The following is a 17,186-nucleotide window of genomic DNA, read 5'->3' on the forward strand; positions in this document are numbered from 1 at the left end:
TATATTGGCGCTCATCCATGGTTTATTGACATTAGTGGGCAACTTATTAGCGCTCAACACCAAATTATTGGCGAATCATGACTTTACTACCACAAAAAAAGATACCTCATTGACTAAAATAAGGTATCCTTCGCTCAACCTGTCACAACGATCGATTCACGCTTGCCAATAATCTGCAAAAAGTCACCAACCATAGCACTGCCCGTTGGATACATACCAGCACCAGGACCGATGAGTGTCAATGAGCCAAGGTGATCTGTGTCTACAATAACGGCATTGTCCACGCCATCAACACCATATAGTGGATGGTCAGCACCAATGAGTACAGGGCCTACGCTACCACGCAACACTCCGTCTTCATCCACCGAAATATCAGCAACATGACGATAATGTAATCTCCCCTTCGATGCATCCTGCACACCCTCAATCGTTACCCCATCAATACCAACAATCGGAACGTCTTGCCAATCTGGTTGACGTCCAAATGCTAATGCACTTAAAATCATTAGTTTTCGGAATGCATCCATTCCACTTACATCATCTGACGGATCTGCTTCTGCGTAGCCTAATTGTTGCGCTTCATGCAATGCGGCTTTAAATGGAATTTCCTCCTCCCGCATTTTCGTCAGGATAAAATTCGATGTACCATTCAAAATTCCTCGAATACGTCGCACACGATCTGCCGGCAACAAGCCCGTAATCGTCCGGATAATTGGTACTCCACCCGCTGTCGTCGCTTCATAGCGCGCTTGAACACCATGGGCTTCCGCATGCTTTACTAATGCTGGTCCATGTTTGGCAAACATCGTTTTATTCGCCGTGATGACATGACACCCTTTTTCAATTGCTTCTCGTAGATAGCTATAAGCTGGTTCTTCTCCGACAATGGCTTCAAAAATGACGTCGATATCTGGATTCGACAAAATTTCTTGGATGTCATTTGTGATTTTTGTTCCTGGTGTCGCTAGGTACTCTTTTGCCGTATCACGCACAAGAATCGATACGATATCAATTGTATGACCTGTTTCTTGCTTAATATCATCTTTTCGTTCATTCAGAATCCTGAAAATCCCTTCGCCTACTGTGCCGAAACCGAGTATAGCGACTTTGATTGACGGCATACCGCCACCTCCATGAATTGCTTAATAATAAGTCCCCATTTGTCGAATTCCGTTAAAAATCCATTGTGCCCATATTCTGTATTAATAAGAATATAGCTTGCATTCTCAACAAGATGTGCAAACGCCTGAATCTCTTCCGACGGATAAATCAGATCATGCGTAAATGCGAGTGTCACCACTTTTGCTGATAGTTGACGAGAGGCTCTTTCAATGCCTCCCCGTCCACGACCGATATCATGGGTATTCATAGCTCCGAGTAGTGTGTAATAACTATTCGGATCAAAGTGTTTGACTACTATAGGTCCTGTATACGTATCGTTGCTAAAGCCAGCATCATTGCCGATTGCATGCAAACCAACCCCATATGCACTCAATGTCGGCGTAACTGCGATCGGTACGAGTACATCCATATCCTCAGCATAGAGGATACCCCATTCCAGTACCCGCATGCCTCCGAGCGAAGCACCGATCACTACACGCAGTCGATCAATACCTAACGCTGTTAACGCTTTACGCTCCGCATGCACCATATCACGAATTGTTATTTCTGGAAATGAATCGTCATAAGGCTCACCCGTAGATGGATTAATAGATAACGGACCCGTCGATCCATCACATCCCCCTAAAACATTGAAAGAGATGACCGTGAATTGATTCGTATCGATACTTTTCCCTCGGCCTACAAGACCACTCCACCAGCCCGGATTTTTATCTGTCCCAACGGTTTCGTGACTCCCTGTTAATGCGTGGCAAACAAGGACAGTTTGTGCCTCTGGTCTGCCTATTCTTTCATAGGCTAGCTGGACATTCTCCAACATAATGCCAGACTCCAATCGTAAGCTCCCAATGTTCACAATTCCTGTCCCCATGCTCGTCACGCTCCCTCTTTTTTATCGAATATCTTTTATGCTTTAACTGGAACAGCCTTATCAATAGCCTGTGCAAGGTCCGCGATAATATCTTCTACCGCTTCCAGTCCAACTGATAGGCGAATCAATTCTTCTTTGACGCCCGCTTTTTCAAGTCCTTCTGCCGATAACTGCTGATGCGTTGTTGAAGCTGGGTGAATAATAAGTGACTTTGCATCCCCAACGTTGGCAACATGCGACCAAATGTTAACATTATCTATCAAATTACGACCCGCTTCGCGTCCACCTTTAATACCGAAGACGATAATCGACCCAAATCCGTTTTTCAAATATTTTTTCGCATTATCAGCTGATGGATGGTCTTCCTGACCCGTGTACGTTACCCACTCCACTGACGGATGTTGCTTCAAGTAATCTGCCACTTTAAGCGCATTGGCATTATGTTTTTCCACACGTAAATGTAATGTTTCAAGTCCTTGTAGGAAAGCGAATGCATTGTCAGGACTCAAGCATGGACCAAAGTCACGTAGTGCTTGAACACGTAGTTTCGTTGCAAATGCTGCACCTGCCGCATCAATACCATACCGAATTCCATGATACGTTTCATCTGGCTCAGTGAAACCAGGAAATCTTCCTTGTGTCCAGTCGAATTTACCAGCATCGACAGCAACACCACCGATGGACGTCCCATGTCCGCCAATCCATTTTGTTGCGGAGTGAATGACAACGTCCGCGCCAAATTCAATAGGGTTCGAACCGTACGGCGATGGGAATGTATTATCGATAAGGAGTGGAAGCCCATTGTCGTGCGCGATGTTTGCCACTGCTTCAATATCGAGCACATGAAGGCTTGGGTTACCAATTGTTTCAGCGAAAATCGCTTTTGTTTTATCTGTAATGGCTGCACGGAAGTTTTCAGGGTCCGTCGCATCCACAAATTTCACATTGATACCATAGCGTGGTAGCGATACCGCGAATAAATTGTAAGTACCACCATACAAATTACTTGCAGCTACGATTTCATCCCCAGCACCTGCGATATTTAAAATCGAAAATGCAATAGCCGCCATTCCTGAAGATAATGCAACTGCCGCCGTTCCACCTTCTAGTAAAGCTACACGCTTTTCAAATACATCGACCGTGGGATTCATAATTCGTGTATAAATATTGCCTGACTCTTTCAAAGCAAATAAATTTTGTGCATGCTCCGTGTCACGAAATACGAAAGAGGTTGTTCTGTGAATCGGCACCGCACGTGATCCTGTTACTGGATCCGGCTCTTGGCCACCGTGTAGAAGAAGTGTTTCGGGTTGAAGTTTTGTCATTGTCATTACCTCCAGTAGTTTTCTAGATGGATATTTTTGGATATGCGCGGAGGCGTCGGGGATACATTAGGAATAAAAAATAACCCCCTTCGCTTAACGCTAAGAAGAGGGTTACGCTTTCGCTTATTCCTCCTCTTATCTTTCAGACCGTTTACACGAATCTGTAGGAAGTAGCACCTGTGCAAGTTAATCACTTGCCGGTTGCCGGGCATCGCAGGGCCTAGTCCCTCCGCCGCTCTTGATAAGAGTTTGATTGATTTAGTTTTCCATCTTGAGAAGTAGTATAGGTGAATTCTTAATACAATGTCAAGTGTTTATTGAAAGTTTTTTCAGAATTCTAGATTTACTCTATGATGTTATACTAGATGAATCACTATTTTGGGGGAATTAGTATGTGGTTGTGGGTTATAGGCGTGCTCCTTTCGGGGTATGCCATCGGATGCTTACATGGTTCGGTTATAGCGCAGAAGATTTCAGGGGTTAATTTAAAAGAAACTGGGGTTAAAAATGCCGGTGCTTCGAATGCTACAATTGTCTTAGGGAAAAAGTTTGGCGCACTTGTTGCGGCGATTGATATTGGAAAAGGTGCACTGGCTGTACTGCTTGTACACTTTTTTCAGTAAATGCAGGATTGCCGGCGGATGATGTCTCACTACTACTATTCTCGGCAAGCGCTGCAACCGTCCTCGGACATAACTTCCCGTTTTACATGCAGTTCAATGGCGGCAAGGGAACTGCGACGGTTATCGGTGTGCTACTTGCACTCGATTGGCGCTTCGGTCTCATTGGATTTGCATTGTTAGTTGTCGTTGCGCTTGTGACAGATTTTCTGGTGTTTGGTGTATTGATGTTATATGTGACACTCATCGCGCTCGCTCTATGGACAGAAGGCTACTGGCCAATTGTAATTGCAATTATATTGTTCGTGCTAGCCGTATGGAAGCATGTTGAAAATTTCCAGAGAATAAAAGAAGGCAGTGAGAAGCGTGTCTTAGCAGTTTTAAAAAAGAAATAATATCAAGACCTACGCTTTCATTTCTAGTAGAACAAAAGCGCTAAAGCGCCTCTGTCCACGTCCCAAGTGTAAACAATTCACTTGGGACTTTTCTTCGCCCTCCGCATGGTTCCACCACAAAAAGGACATTCCATCTCAACTTCTTCGTCCTTCTTTAATTCCACTTGAAAATCTTGTACAACAAAATCAGGAACATCGTCTTCTTCACGACAATCCACACACTCAAATAATACTGTCTCCATTTCTTCGTTTAAACCAAATGGATCATCTTCCTGTAATGATTGTAGAAATTCTTTGCTCAATTCATCCCGTTCTTTGTTTCCTGTCATTTGCTGATTCTCCTCGTATTTTGATAATCTCCATCCCCTCCATGTAATGATACAAAAATCCATAGTCAGCATGCCAGATTTCCACTAAATCCATCTCACGATGGCAATGTGGGCACAGGAAAGGATCACGATTAAAGGCCTCAATCATACGCTGTCGATACGTTTTCTTTTTTGTTTCCTCTCCAACAGTAATGATAATTGTCTTGTGCGCATGAACGCATAAAGGGTCAAAACTTGTTTTGCCTTTTTATGTTTCGTTCTGCTATACAACCCAAAACGACCCACCATTCTAAAGTGTTTGGGTGGGATGTGCTGTAAAATATTATATAGAAATCTATACGCAGACTGTTTCACATCTACTCTTTTTCCTGTTTTGTGATCCTCATACCAATACGTGACCATCTTACCGTCATATTCTTCTATGCGATATTCAGCAATTGCAGGTCTAGCCAAGTATCTACCGATGTATTTGGCAGCTCCTTTTGCATTTTGCATTTTCTTTTCCGCATTTACATAAAAGCCCTTCGGATAACGACTGTACAAGTCATTTACTAAATCCTGTGCTCTTTGATCATCAGAAAACCACTTTTTCACCAAATCAAGAAGTACTTTCTGCCAAGATTTCCTCAAGTATTCATACGGAATATATTCGCTTGGACTCCATTCGTTCCGATTATCAATTGCACCTTCTGTCACTAAAGCATGTATATGAGGATTGAATTTCAAATCCCTACCAAAGGTATGGATTACCGTAATAATACCTGTTTGTAACTGACGCTTCTTACTTTTCCGTTGGTAATAAAATTGAAAAACCTGAGCTACCTGTTGACTCAGTTCATTCAACTTTTACGATCTTGAAAAAAGATGTTTCTAAGTTCCTGTGGAACTGTAAAAACCATATGACGATGTGGAACATTCAATATCAGTTCCTGCTGTTTATCGGACCAATCATCCGTATATTTTTTCCCGCACTTATTACAAAAACGACTTTTACATGTGAAACAAACGAATACAGGCCTTGGGTTCCCTTCGCATCCTAAACATTCATATTTAGCATACCCCAAATCAGAAGACCCGCATTTGATTGTTTTTAGAACTGTTTCCTTGATATCCTCTCGATAAGATTCCGGAAATAAGTGCTCGTGTAAATACCAAAATCCCACGAAATGATCTTTCAATATTTTCTTGATGACTCCTTCATTATCTCGGCCCATATTCCATCCTCCTATCGTTATACGAACAGTTTATCGAACAGTTATCCACAAGTCGAGAACTTTATAATTTCCTAGACAAGAACAAAAGCGCAAGCGCCTGTTCAGCCCCGACAAGTAGGAAGGATGAACTTCAATCCTTCCCTGCTGGAGGGCTTGAAAGTAAAGGCGCCCTTTGCCTTAACTAGCAAGACCGAAGCGACTCGAGGGGCTAGGCGCTGGAGCCTAGACGAGAAATCACCCTATTCCGACTTATCCACAGTATGAGAATTTTATAATTTCCTAAGCTACAAGAAAGTCCATTCGAATCGGCGTTCCTGCAAATTTCGTCAAAATATGGTACACTAGGTTAGTAGACAACTTGAGATCTATCATTTTCGTTGAGTTGTGTTTCATCTTGTATGCCCCGCTTAGGATTTGGCCTAAGCATTTTTTACTTTATCTGATTCCAGATAATGCCTCCGGCGGATGTCATGGATTTTGAAAGGAATTAATCGAGCTTACTCGATTCAAAATTCGGACGCAATTACGCGAAGGCGTAATTGATAAAGGGCAAAGATGAAAATAAACACTAGGGGGAATTCGAATGGCTTTTCCACGTAAGGAAAAAGATGTATCGGATTTTGTCGCAGCGCGCAAAATCGATGAAAAGATTTCGTTTGTCCGTAATGACCATGAAGTAAATGGTACTATTTTCAAAATTCTCGAGAACTCTGTGATTGTTGAGATTTCTTCGAAGGATGCTGAGCTCATTGGTGCCGCGTCCAATCTTACTGTTGTTGCACATAAAAACTATTCTATCGTTTAATCAATACATGAAAAGGCATCCGCTAAAAAAGTGGGATGCCTTTTTTCTATACCGTTCTTACTATAAATTAGTGCCCTCCCTGCAACTTATTTAGACTTTGGATAAATTAATGGGGAATTAGAGCCTATAATGTTCTATTCACTCAACTTAAAGTGAAAATCCTAGCTTTCCTTTCTTTTCATTACCGTCGTTAACGACGTATCGTGTTCTTTCAATAGGTCAATGAACACCTTTAATGCTTTTGTTTTAAATGAAGTCCTTAAAATAATTGAGAACTTTCGTTTATACGGCGTATCTTTTACTGGTACAATTTTCAATAAGCCTCTTGAAATTTCTTGACGGACAGCCAAATCGGACAAAAATGTAATACCAAGGCCTGACTCTACCGATTCTTTTATCAGTTGGGTGCTGCCAAATTCCATTACATTTTGGGGATCAATGTTTAACGAGCGAAAGATTCTTTCCGTGGCTTCTCTTGTTCCAGATCCCAACTCACGAACAATCCACGTTTCTTTTTCAAGATCGGACACTTCCACCTCATGGTCCTGTCTTGCCAAACGGTGATGGTATGGGGCTACGATAAACATCGTATCCTCCGCAAATGCATCGATAGAAAGATGTGTATTTTTGAAATCTCCCTCGATAATGCCGACATCCAACTGATGCCCAACAACTAATTTTGCAATTTCCTTCGTATTGCCAATGACAATACGAGGTTTTATAAGCGGAAACTCTTCAAGTAATTTAGCTATAAAGTGAGGCAGAACATATTCCCCAAACGTATAGCTTGCCCCTATCGATAGCGGCCCACTTGCCCGATTGGACAGGTCATCCATTAAACTTTGCATTTTTGTATAAAGTCCTACTATTTCTTTCGCATGATAATAAACAATCTCTCCCGCTTTATTCAAGCGCACAAATTTGGTACTTCGTTCAAGAAGTGTTTCCCCGTATGTTTGCTCTAATAATTTTATGTACTGACTCACCGCTGGCTGCGTCATGTGTAACTCCTCTGCTGCACGTGAAAAACTCCCTTTTTCCACAACCGTGACAAATACATGTAAATGTTGATCCATAAAACCACACCTCCATTCTATAAGTTAATACTTATTATAAGTATTATATATAGTTATTTTACTTATCGCCCAACAAGGAATATGTTAAAAGTATAATACATTTTGGAGGCGTTGGACATGAAGTCAGAAAATAGTAAAGCACATAAGACAACTGAACCAAATGAATCGATTGCCCCAACGGATGCTACGACATCTATGGAAACAGTGAAACCAACAAACTGGCCAGATCTACCTTTCTCATTTGCCTGGATTGGTGGAATTGCGTTCACTTTTTTTATCGCATTACTTGGTTATTTGTTAGTAAAAATACCTGGATTTGATCATATCGGTCAGCTGGCCTGCGCCATTTTAATGGCAGTAGTCTATCGGCAATTTTTAGGCTATCCTGAGATAATACGCCCAGGAATCACTTTTTCATCTAAACATTTGCTACGCTTTGCTATTATTTTATATGGTTTAAAATTAAATATTGATACGGTTTTACACGATGGAATAGGACTGCTCATTCGTGACGCTGGTGTCATCCTGTTTGCAATTCTTTTAACAATTTGGCTAGCCAAATTGTTAAAGGCAGATCAAAATATCTCATTACTACTAGCCGTTGGTACTGGTATTTGTGGAGCGGCCGCGATTGCAGCCATTGCTCCCATCGTCAAATCGAAAGACGAGGATACCGCCATCGGAGTCGGCATCATTGCATTGGTCGGTACAATATTCGCAATCGGCTACACCCTTTTGCGTCCCATTTTACCATTAACTGACGTCGATTATGGTATATGGGCCGGCATAAGCTTGCACGAAATTGCCCATGTCGCCTTAGCAGCCGAGCCTGCTGGGGAGGATGCACTCGCCATCGGCCTACTTGCAAAACTTGGTCGTGTATTCCTTCTCGTTCCTTTATGTTTTATTTTCATGTCCTGGATGAAACGAAAAAGTCATAGTAATGATACTACAGAAAGTAAAATTGAGTTTCCATGGTTCTTAATCGGTTTCGTACTGATGAGTCTTATCGGAAGCTATGTCCTTGGACAATCTATTCCGGTTTCAGAAGAGTTTTTATTGGGTATTTCCACGATTACAACATGGTGTTTGACTGCTGCCATGGTTGGCCTTGGTCTGAATGTTAGCCTACATGATCTTCGCACAAAAGCGTTAAAGCCTTTAGTTGCGATGCTAATCAGTTCGATTTGCCTTAGCATTTTGGCCTATTTTATTATATGAATATGAAATGATTACAAACCGTTTTATCCCAATCTGGATAATCAAAGAAGGATTTCCGTCTCTATTTCTCGAATGGATATAGGGAAAGGGGTTGCACGAATGTTTCAAAAACTGCTACTTGCCGCTATTACGATTATGGGGACTATCTATATCTTCTTCATCCCATCAGACCCAGTCGGCTTCAAGATTTTTATGAAACTAATTCCGATGGCGCTTATCATTCTGTTTGCATTGACAACAAGAACGCTATTTTCACGTACATATAAACGGATTGTTATAATGGGGCTTTTTGTCTCTATGATTGCAGATGGCGTCCTCTATTGGTTCATGATTGGACTCATTACGTTTTTCATCGCACATATTTTTTACATTGTTGCATTTCGTCATATGGCTCGGAAACCTATGCCCATTTGGGCCGCCATTCTACTTATTCTTTACGGGGTAGGTATGGCTATTTGGCTGGCCGGATCACAATTCACAACTGGGCAAAATGTGCTTGGCATTGCCATTATTGCCTATATTTGCGTCATTACAACAATGGGCTGGATGGCGATTCGTACACGTATGCCACTAGCCATTACCGGCGCACTGCTCTTCATTTTCTCAGATTCCGTTCTCGCAATTGACCGATTTGTTTACACGATTCCGTACCGTGATGCCCTCGTCATGGTATCCTATTATGCCGCGCAAGCTTTCATCGCAACGAGCATCGGTAGTCGGGTCGTAAAGTATTCCGTAAACCGGAACAATCTGATAAGATAGGTGTATCAGATTTTTACTACAGGAGGAATTTCAAAAAATGAAAGAGATATTAATCGAGCGTCTTGTACGCTATGCAAAAATCGACACGCAATCAGATGCTAATAGTTCGTCAACCCCTTCAACACCCGGTCAATGGGACTTACTCCATGAATTGCAAAAAGAGCTCACTACTATTGGATTGGAAGACATCACGCTAGATGATAATGGCTATTTATTTGCGACGCTTCCTGCCAATACAGATCGTGACATTCCTGTCATCGGATTTCTAGCACATGTCGATACGGCGACTGATTATACAGGAAAAAACGTTAAGCCACAGCGCATCGACAATTACAATGGCCAAGATGTGCAACTAAATAGTAATACAATTATGACCATAAACGACTTCCCAGAATTGAAAAACTATGTAGGCCATACACTCATTACGACAGATGGTACAACACTTCTCGGTGCTGACAATAAAGCCGGGATTGCTGAAATCGTAACAGCAATGGAGTATTTAATTGCCAATCCAGACATTAAGCATGGCAAACTACGTATTGCCTTCACACCAGACGAGGAAATCGGACGAGGACCCCATAAATTTGACGTCGAAAAGTTTGGGGCAAAATATGCCTATACAATGGACGGCGGCCCACTTGGTGAATTGCAGTATGAGAGCTTCAATGCAGCGGGTGCGAAAGTAACCTTCCACGGCGTCAGTGTTCACCCTGGATCTGCCAAAGATAAAATGGTCAACTCGATCTTAATCGCCAATCAATTCCAGGCTGCCATGCCTGCGGAAGAAATTCCTGAGAAAACAGATGACTATAAAGGGTTTGTCCATCTTATGAACGTCAATGGTGATACGGAAGAAACAACACTTAGCTATATTATCCGTTATTTCGACCGCGAAACATTTGCAGCCCGTAAACAGCTGATGATTGACACGGCTAATAAGCTGAAAAAGGAATACGGCGAACACACTGTTACCCTTGAAATCGAAGACCAATATTTCAATATGGGCGAAAAAATTGAGCCTGTCATGGAGATTGTCGATATTATGGCTGATGCTTTCAAAAATATCGATGTTGAGCCACGTATCGTACCGATACGTGGGGGCACGGATGGATCGCAGCTATCCTATATGGGCATGCCTACGCCGAATATTTTCACTGGCGGTGAAAACTACCACGGCAAGTTCGAATACATCTCCGTCGACAATATGGTCAAAGCAACGAATGTGATCATTGAAGCAGTGAAATTATTCGAACAACGTGCATAAGTAAGGGGAAAAGTGTATGAGGGAGATTTGGATTGGAATCCTAGCCTCTTTGTTTTTCGCAGTGACATTTATCTTAAATCGAACGATGGAATTATCGGGGGGAAGCTGGCTTTGGAGCTCTTCCCTCCGATATTTCTTTATGGTTCCGTTTTTGATTGCCATTGTCGCTTATCGCAAAGGGCTTGGCGATACGAAGAAAGAAATGATTGCGAAGCCTGCACCGTTTTTTATTTGGAGCGTGGTAGCTTTTGTTTTGTTTTATGCGCCACTTACATATGCAGCAGCGTATAGTCCGGGCTGGCTTCTTGCCGGTACGTGGCAATTAACGATTGTGGCCGGCGTTTTACTGGCACCGTTTTTTACAATTATCGTCAAAACGAACTCCGGGGAGCAGAAAATCCGACAGAAGGTTCCTGCCGTTTCACTTTGTATTTCACTTATTATTCTTGTGGGCGTTGTGTTCATTCAAATCCCACATGCCCAAAGTGTCGATATTCGAACGTTGGGGCTCGGTATTATCCCCGTCATCATCGCCGCGTTTGCCTATCCACTTGGAAATCGAAAGATGATGGAACTACTAGGAGGACGGCTTGATACATTTCAGCGTGTCCTCGGGATGACACTTATGACAATGCCTGTTTGGGTTGGTGTGGCCATCTATGCATTAGTAACAGTTGGTCCCCCTTCCATAAGCCAGCTCAGTCAATCATTCATCGTTGCTGTCAGCTCGGGCGTCATTGCCACAACGTTATTTTTCATGGCGACTGATCTTGCACGGGATGACCAAGGAAAACTTGCTGCAGTTGAAGCCACACAATCGACCGAACTTATTTTTGCAATGATTGGTGAAATGATTATTATCGGGATTGCGCTTCCAGGTCCAATTGCGCTTGTCGGAATTGGCGTCATCATTTTTGGTATGGCACTACATAGCTTTCAAACTGCTATCGCAAAAAAGAAATTGCCCGTCACCTAATAAAAGGTACAGGCAATTTTTTTATCTAGATTTCCGCACCTAGGGGCTCGGGTCGTTTCCTAACGTTCATATTCCCCAATTGTTTCGACCGCTTTCTCCGTAATCGATGTATCAATTGCTTTGTTTAAATCGACATCTCCACGAATCGCACCGTTCGCTTTATACGTATCGTACTGCTTTTTAATGTCATCAATGAACATCTTTCCGTCTGGGTCAAGTCCTGTGACGTTCACTTTATCCCAAAGCTCGGGGTCTTTCAATGCGGTATGTTTTGTCATGATTTCGACCACTTCGTCCTTACCAATGTCTTTAATAAAGGCATCATTATAGTCACGAACACCTTTCAAGTAGGCAGACATGAACCGCAATGAAATATCCTGTTCTTCAGACATGAATTGAGGGGAGCCAAGTACCATTGCAATTTGAGATTCGGGTGCATAATCAGTTGCGTCACCGAATCGAACATGGAAACCTTGGTCGACCCCCTGTGCGATAAGCGGCTCGATATTGAGTGCGGCATCGATTGTTTCACCATTGATTGCCCCTAGCATACTGCCAAAGTCCCCCATGAGCACGAACTCGACGTCATCTTCAGTCAAGCCTGCGTGCTTAAGCATTTCCTCGTAAATATAGCCGTCAATCGAATTGCGTGATGATACAGCTATTTTCTTCCCTTTAAAATCACTATACTCTTTTATTTCATCGACCATATGATTACCGATGACAAATGTGAAGTAGGATTTTCCTGGCACATTATGCCCTTTATCCGCAATAATTTTAACGTCAATTCCTTGTGCAATCGCATTGAAAAATGATGCGGTCGAAACGCCGCCTGCAATATCAACTTCACCTGCTGCAAGTGCCGGCAGCATATCATCACTATTGGCGAATTGGGCGAACTCTACTTCAATATTATAGTCTTCAAAATACCCTTTTTCTTTCGCGATATAGAAGCCGGCACCCGATGCCGCACCATCTTCCGCAATAACGACTTTTACCCGGTTGTCGAGTGGCGCCAAATCACCCGAAGGATAGTCCTCTGTCACTGCATTCGGCACCTTATCTTCCGGCACTGGCTGCACTGTTTCTTTTGGAGAACAAGCCCCAACAACCAATGCCACTGCGAATAACATCATCAACCATCCGCTTTTCATCCACTTCGCCATGGAATCTCTCCTTATCATTCATTTTCCTGCCTGGACCGCTGTACCTCTTCCTGAAGATGCTGCCATATTTCAACAAACTGTTCGGCCATTACCGGATTTGCCCGGATATCCTCCATTTTTCGCGGACGTGGCATGTCGACTTTAATTTCCCGAATAATTCTTCCTGGTTGAGAACTCATCAGTAAAATACGATCGCTTAGTAATAACGCTTCGTCGATACTATGGGTGATGAAAAGAACTGTCTTGCCCGTTTCTGACCAGATGGACAGCAATTCCTCCTGTAAGATGAATTTATTCTGTTCATCGAGTGCAGCAAATGGTTCATCCATCAGCAAAATTTCTGGATCATTGGCAAATGCCCGCGCGATACTTACACGCTGCTTCATTCCGCCAGATAATTCTTTTGGATAAAGTGAAGAAAACCGTTCAAGTCCGGTTTTCTTTAAATAATACGCCGTCCGCTCTTTGACGACTTCTTTCGGCATATGGCGCATTTTGAGGCCAAATGCTACGTTCTCCTCTACGGTAAGCCAAGGAATGACACCTCTTTCCTGGAATACCATCGACTGAAGAGGACGGTCCTCCCCATCCGTCGCAATGGTAAATTCACCAATGCTCGGATGTTCAAGGCCCGCTAAAATACGCAGAAGTGTTGTTTTTCCACAGCCACTTGGACCAACAAGACAGACAAATTCTCCATCCTCGACAGTCAAATTAATATCGTCAAGTGCCGTAACAGATGCTTGTTTTTTATAAAATGCTTTCGTCAAACTACGAATGATAATTTTAGTTTTTTTCCCCATCTATCTGCTCACCTCCACGGTAACATCTTCTTCTGAATTCCCCGGAGCATCAGCGAAAACAGATAGCCAAAAAATGAAATGAGGATTAGCCCTACATACATTTCTGGCAGTAAAAATGCTTTGTATGACGTCCAAATCAGATAGCCTATTCCTGAAGTTGCTCCCATCATTTCCGCAGCTACAATTGTGAGAAGCGCAATCGCCTGCCCCATTTGGATACCTTCAAGCATGACTGGCAGTGCCCCTGGCAAAGCGATTTTCAAGAAAAAATTCACTCTTCCTGCTCCGTAATTTTTCGCTACATCCAAATAGATTGAATCGATATTAATGACACCTGCCGCTGTATTGATGACAACAGGAAAAAAGACACTTCCTGCAATTGTCACAACTTTCGACAAGTCCCCGATTCCGAAAAGAATGATAATAATCGGAAGCAAGGCAAGTGTAGGAATCGGCATTAACGCCATCACAATCGGGGAAACGAAATGCCGGATTGGCGAATAGAGCCCCATCAGTAAACCGATGATGACACCCGGTATCACGCCGAGTAGAAATCCAAGGAAAATCCTATACAACGAAACCCCAATATGATTGGCCATTACACCACTGGCAATCATCTCGAAAAACGTACTAACGATAGTGGAGGGCGGTGGAAAAAAGCGAATATCTAGTATTCCCGTCCTCGACATAAATTCCCATAATAACAGTAGGAATATCGGCGAAGCGATTGTCAACATTTGTTTAAGCCGTTCCTTCGTTTGCCTCTGCTTCCATTCACGCTGCTCGATCTCATGTGGATCATACCGCACAGCCCTGTCATCTCTTTTCAACGTTCACCACCTCTTCATTCAAATAGTATGTGTCTGCCTAAAAAAGTGTGTTGGGCAAGCGCGGAGAAACGGCAATCTTCGGGATTTTAAAAATAAAAAGGGTAAAGGTATAAGGAAGGAATTCCTGTTAATTTTCTGCTACTCTCAAGTGATTTGTTGTATAATTCACTCAACAACAATATACGAGGGGGTATAACATTGAAAATGACACAACATTCGCAGGACACTTGGAATGCCAATTTATATGATACACAACATTCATTTGTTTCAAAGTACGGGGACCATTTACTTGATTTATTAGCTCCAAAAGCAGGCGAGAAAATTCTTGATCTTGGGTGTGGTACGGGAGATTTAGCGAAAAAATTATATGATGCTCAAGTGGATGTTGTAGGTGTCGATAGCTCTGCAAATATGGTGGCACAAGCGAAAAAGAAGTATCCCGCCATTCCATTTGAAGTTCAAGATGCGGCAGAGTTAGATTTCCATAACGAATTTGATGCTGTATTCTCTAACGCTACGCTTCATTGGGTACAAACGCCAAAGCAAGTTCTCACTGGGATTTATCAGGGTTTGCAGCAAGGAGGAAGATTTATCGCAGAATTTGGTGGCAAAGGAAACGTTCAAACTATCATCGATGGGATTATTCATGGTATTCAAGAGGCTGGGTTTGATTACAACGCAGAGCAATTCCCTTGGTATTATCCGAGTATTGGTGAATATACAGCTTTAATGGAGGAGGCTGGATTCAGGGTCACTCTTGCCCAACACTATGACAGACCAACTCCATTGGATGAGGATAATGGATTGCGAGACTGGATTATCATGTTCGGCAGTGCCTTTTTCACCGGAATTGCTGAAGATAAGAAAAATGACATCCTCACAACAATCGAGCAGCAATTACGTCCCCTCTTATATACAGATGGCCAATGGGTCGCTGATTACAAAAGAATTCGTGTCATTGGGATTAAAGAAAAATAAGAGGAAGGCTCCCTCATGGGGTTCCCTCCTCTTATCCAAAAACAGCATCCGCATAAAAGACGCTGTTCTACAATCAATAAAGGATGCGGCTCTTCTTTGCATCAAACAGCAACTGTTCCCGGAACGCGGGATGGGCGATGTCAATGAGTGCCTTCGCGCGTTCAGCAACCGACTTGCCATAAAGATGAGCAATGCCGTACTCCGTTACAATATGGTCCACGTCATTTTTTGATGTCGTCACGACAGAACCAGGCGACAATTGCAGCTGAATACGCGAAATCGTATCATTTTTCACAGTCGAATGCATGCAGATAAACCCTTTCCCATGCTTCGCAAAGCGAGCCCCGCGCGCAAAGTCTGCTTGTCCACCTGTGGATGAATAATAGCGACCACCAATCGTTTCAGAGGCACACTGCCCATACAAATCCACCTCCGTCGTCGCATTAATCGACACGATACGCTCTTCCTTCGCAATTTCACGCGGATCATTGACAACGCTAACTGGTAAAAATTCAACAGAAGGGTTTTTGTCTATGAAATCATACAATCGCTGTGAACCATATGCAAACGTCGCAACTGTCTTCCCTTTATATGTGAACTTTCGTGTCCCATCAACTGCACCCGCCGCCACCAAATCTACAATACCATCCGTCAGCATTTCCGTATGAATCCCTAGATGACGGTGATCCTTCAACATACTCATAACCGCATTCGGAATGGCTCCAATACCAATTTGCAGAGAATCACCATTATCGATTTCATTCGTGATGAATTCGGCAATTTTTAAATCCTTCTCTCCAATTTCTGGTGCAAGTACCTCCGATAAAGGCATATCACTGTTAACATAGCCCGCAATCTGACTAATATGAATCTGATTTTCCCCATAAGTACGCGGCATATGCTTATTCACTTCCAACACAAATGGTACATGACCAATGAATTCAGAAACATAATCTGCTTGTGTCCCCAATGAAAAATAACCATGCTCATCCATCGGCGAAGCAACTGTCATCACCATCGATAGCTTCGTTATTCTCTCCAGTATACGTGGTACTTCATGAAAGACATTTGGAACAAGTTCAATATGCCCCTCATGGTATGCCTTGCGTGTTGCGCCACTTAAAAAATACGACACATGCGATAAATGACCTTTCATCTTACCCAAAATATAATCCCGCTCGCGTAACGCTAGCATTTGATGAATCTTAACATTTTCTAATTTCAAATGATTGTCTTCCAATATATCAAGTAAATGTTGCGGCTCTCCGTTGGCAATCGGAATGATAATATCTGCCCCTCGTTCAATTAAGCCAATAATTTGTTCGTCAGCTAATCGTTTTGTCACGTAGAATTCACTCCAATTAAATCATATGTACCTTAATTGTACATCAGACTGAACGCTCGCTCAACTTGTCGTTTTAATTTTCAGAAC

General features: G+C 42.7%; 17 protein-coding genes, 1 pseudogene and 1 riboswitch. Of the genes and pseudogenes, 8 read left to right on the forward strand and 10 right to left on the reverse strand.

Going from position 1 to position 17,186, the window contains the following annotated elements; all coding sequences use genetic code 11:
- Positions 1-134 precede the first annotated feature (134 nt).
- The 3 genes from N1I80_RS19470 to N1I80_RS19480 are packed head-to-tail and all read right to left on the reverse strand — an operon-like array spanning position 135 to position 3,315.
- The gene (locus N1I80_RS19470) at positions 135-1,121 is read right to left on the reverse strand and encodes a homoserine dehydrogenase (protein WP_340739489.1); all 987 of its coding nucleotides are present in this window, start codon (positions 1,119-1,121) and stop codon (positions 135-137) included.
- Positions 1,079-1,990, reverse strand: coding sequence for a homoserine O-acetyltransferase family protein (locus N1I80_RS19475; RefSeq protein ID WP_340739490.1), 912 nt, complete (start codon positions 1,988-1,990; stop codon positions 1,079-1,081). The genes N1I80_RS19470 and N1I80_RS19475 overlap by 43 nt, the downstream gene beginning before the upstream one ends.
- Positions 1,991-2,025: 35 nt before the next feature.
- Complete coding sequence (locus N1I80_RS19480; RefSeq protein ID WP_340739491.1) at positions 2,026-3,315, reverse strand: O-acetylhomoserine aminocarboxypropyltransferase/cysteine synthase family protein; 1,290 nt, start codon at positions 3,313-3,315, stop codon at positions 2,026-2,028.
- A 132-nt stretch (positions 3,316-3,447) separates the two neighbouring features.
- Positions 3,448-3,563: riboswitch (SAM riboswitch) on the reverse strand.
- A gap of 144 nt (positions 3,564-3,707) precedes the next feature.
- On the opposite strand from N1I80_RS19480, the gene N1I80_RS19485 reads away from it, so the two are divergent.
- Together N1I80_RS19485 and N1I80_RS19490 are read left to right on the forward strand one after the other, a co-directional pair.
- A complete protein-coding gene (locus N1I80_RS19485; protein WP_340739492.1) occupies positions 3,708-3,938 on the forward strand; it encodes a glycerol-3-phosphate acyltransferase in 231 nt (76 codons plus the stop codon).
- Positions 3,939-3,946: 8 nt separating this feature from the next.
- Positions 3,947-4,330 carry a glycerol-3-phosphate acyltransferase gene (locus tag N1I80_RS19490; RefSeq protein WP_340739493.1) on the forward strand — a complete coding sequence of 128 codons (384 nt, stop codon included), beginning with the start codon at positions 3,947-3,949 and terminating at the stop codon, positions 4,328-4,330.
- Positions 4,331-4,407: 77 nt separating this feature from the next.
- Here the strand turns inward: N1I80_RS19490 and N1I80_RS19495 are convergent, their stop codons facing one another.
- Both N1I80_RS19495 and N1I80_RS23390 read right to left on the reverse strand, forming a co-directional pair.
- Positions 4,408-4,659 carry a hypothetical protein gene (locus N1I80_RS19495; protein ID WP_340736278.1) on the reverse strand — a complete coding sequence of 84 codons (252 nt, stop codon included), beginning with the start codon at positions 4,657-4,659 and terminating at the stop codon, positions 4,408-4,410.
- A pseudogene (locus N1I80_RS23390) lies at positions 4,634-5,873 on the reverse strand (IS91 family transposase). The gene N1I80_RS19495 and the pseudogene N1I80_RS23390 overlap by 26 nt, the downstream one beginning before the upstream one ends.
- A gap of 583 nt (positions 5,874-6,456) precedes the next feature.
- Between N1I80_RS23390 and N1I80_RS19510 the strand changes: the two are divergent.
- Positions 6,457-6,678: a DUF2187 family protein gene (locus tag N1I80_RS19510; protein ID WP_340739496.1), complete on the forward strand. Its 222-nt coding sequence runs from the start codon at positions 6,457-6,459 to the stop codon at positions 6,676-6,678.
- Between the two features lie 161 nt (positions 6,679-6,839).
- On the opposite strand, the gene N1I80_RS19515 is transcribed toward N1I80_RS19510, so the two are convergent.
- Positions 6,840-7,754 carry a LysR family transcriptional regulator gene (locus tag N1I80_RS19515; protein ID WP_340739497.1) on the reverse strand — a complete coding sequence of 305 codons (915 nt, stop codon included), beginning with the start codon at positions 7,752-7,754 and terminating at the stop codon, positions 6,840-6,842.
- 195 nt (positions 7,755-7,949) lie between these two features.
- Between N1I80_RS19515 and N1I80_RS19520 the strand changes: the two genes are divergently transcribed.
- The 4 genes from N1I80_RS19520 to N1I80_RS19535 all read left to right on the forward strand — a co-directional run bounded on the left by N1I80_RS19520 (position 7,950) and on the right by N1I80_RS19535 (position 11,977).
- The gene (locus N1I80_RS19520) at positions 7,950-8,975 is read left to right on the forward strand and encodes a YeiH family protein (protein WP_340740098.1); all 1,026 of its coding nucleotides are present in this window, start codon (positions 7,950-7,952) and stop codon (positions 8,973-8,975) included.
- A 99-nt stretch (positions 8,976-9,074) separates the two neighbouring features.
- The gene (locus N1I80_RS19525) at positions 9,075-9,737 is read left to right on the forward strand and encodes a lysoplasmalogenase (RefSeq protein ID WP_340739498.1); all 663 of its coding nucleotides are present in this window, start codon (positions 9,075-9,077) and stop codon (positions 9,735-9,737) included.
- A 37-nt stretch (positions 9,738-9,774) separates the two neighbouring features.
- Entirely contained in the window at positions 9,775-11,001 is a 1,227-nt protein-coding gene (gene pepT / locus N1I80_RS19530) for a peptidase T (RefSeq protein WP_340739499.1), read from the forward strand.
- A gap of 16 nt (positions 11,002-11,017) precedes the next feature.
- On the forward strand, positions 11,018-11,977 hold the full coding sequence (locus tag N1I80_RS19535) for a DMT family transporter (protein ID WP_340739500.1): 960 nt from the start codon (positions 11,018-11,020) through the stop codon (positions 11,975-11,977).
- 59 nt (positions 11,978-12,036) lie between these two features.
- Here N1I80_RS19535 and N1I80_RS19540 read toward each other — a convergent pair whose 3' ends face one another.
- Genes N1I80_RS19540 through N1I80_RS19550 form a run of 3 tightly spaced genes read right to left on the reverse strand, consistent with a single transcriptional unit; the run spans position 12,037 to position 14,683 of the window.
- On the reverse strand, positions 12,037-13,143 hold the full coding sequence (locus N1I80_RS19540) for an ABC transporter substrate-binding protein (RefSeq protein WP_340739501.1): 1,107 nt from the start codon (positions 13,141-13,143) through the stop codon (positions 12,037-12,039).
- 14 nt (positions 13,144-13,157) lie between these two features.
- On the reverse strand, positions 13,158-13,946 hold the full coding sequence (locus tag N1I80_RS19545) for an ABC transporter ATP-binding protein (protein WP_340739502.1): 789 nt from the start codon (positions 13,944-13,946) through the stop codon (positions 13,158-13,160).
- Positions 13,947-13,954: 8 nt separating this feature from the next.
- A complete protein-coding gene (locus N1I80_RS19550) occupies positions 13,955-14,683 on the reverse strand; it encodes an ABC transporter permease (protein ID WP_340740099.1) in 729 nt (242 codons plus the stop codon).
- Between the two features lie 297 nt (positions 14,684-14,980).
- Here N1I80_RS19550 and N1I80_RS19555 point away from each other — a divergent pair, with 297 nt between their 5' ends.
- Positions 14,981-15,754, forward strand: coding sequence for a class I SAM-dependent methyltransferase (locus N1I80_RS19555; protein WP_340740100.1), 774 nt, complete (start codon positions 14,981-14,983; stop codon positions 15,752-15,754).
- Positions 15,755-15,827: 73 nt separating this feature from the next.
- Here N1I80_RS19555 and N1I80_RS19560 read toward each other — a convergent pair whose 3' ends face one another.
- Positions 15,828-17,099 (reverse strand): acetyl-CoA hydrolase/transferase family protein, encoded by a 1,272-nt coding sequence (locus N1I80_RS19560; RefSeq protein WP_340739503.1) that lies wholly within the window; start codon positions 17,097-17,099, stop codon positions 15,828-15,830.
- Positions 17,100-17,186: the final 87 nt, after the last annotated feature.

The organism is Sporosarcina sp. FSL K6-3457 (assembly GCF_038007285.1).
In the GTDB taxonomy this organism is placed as follows: domain Bacteria; phylum Bacillota; class Bacilli; order Bacillales_A; family Planococcaceae; genus Sporosarcina.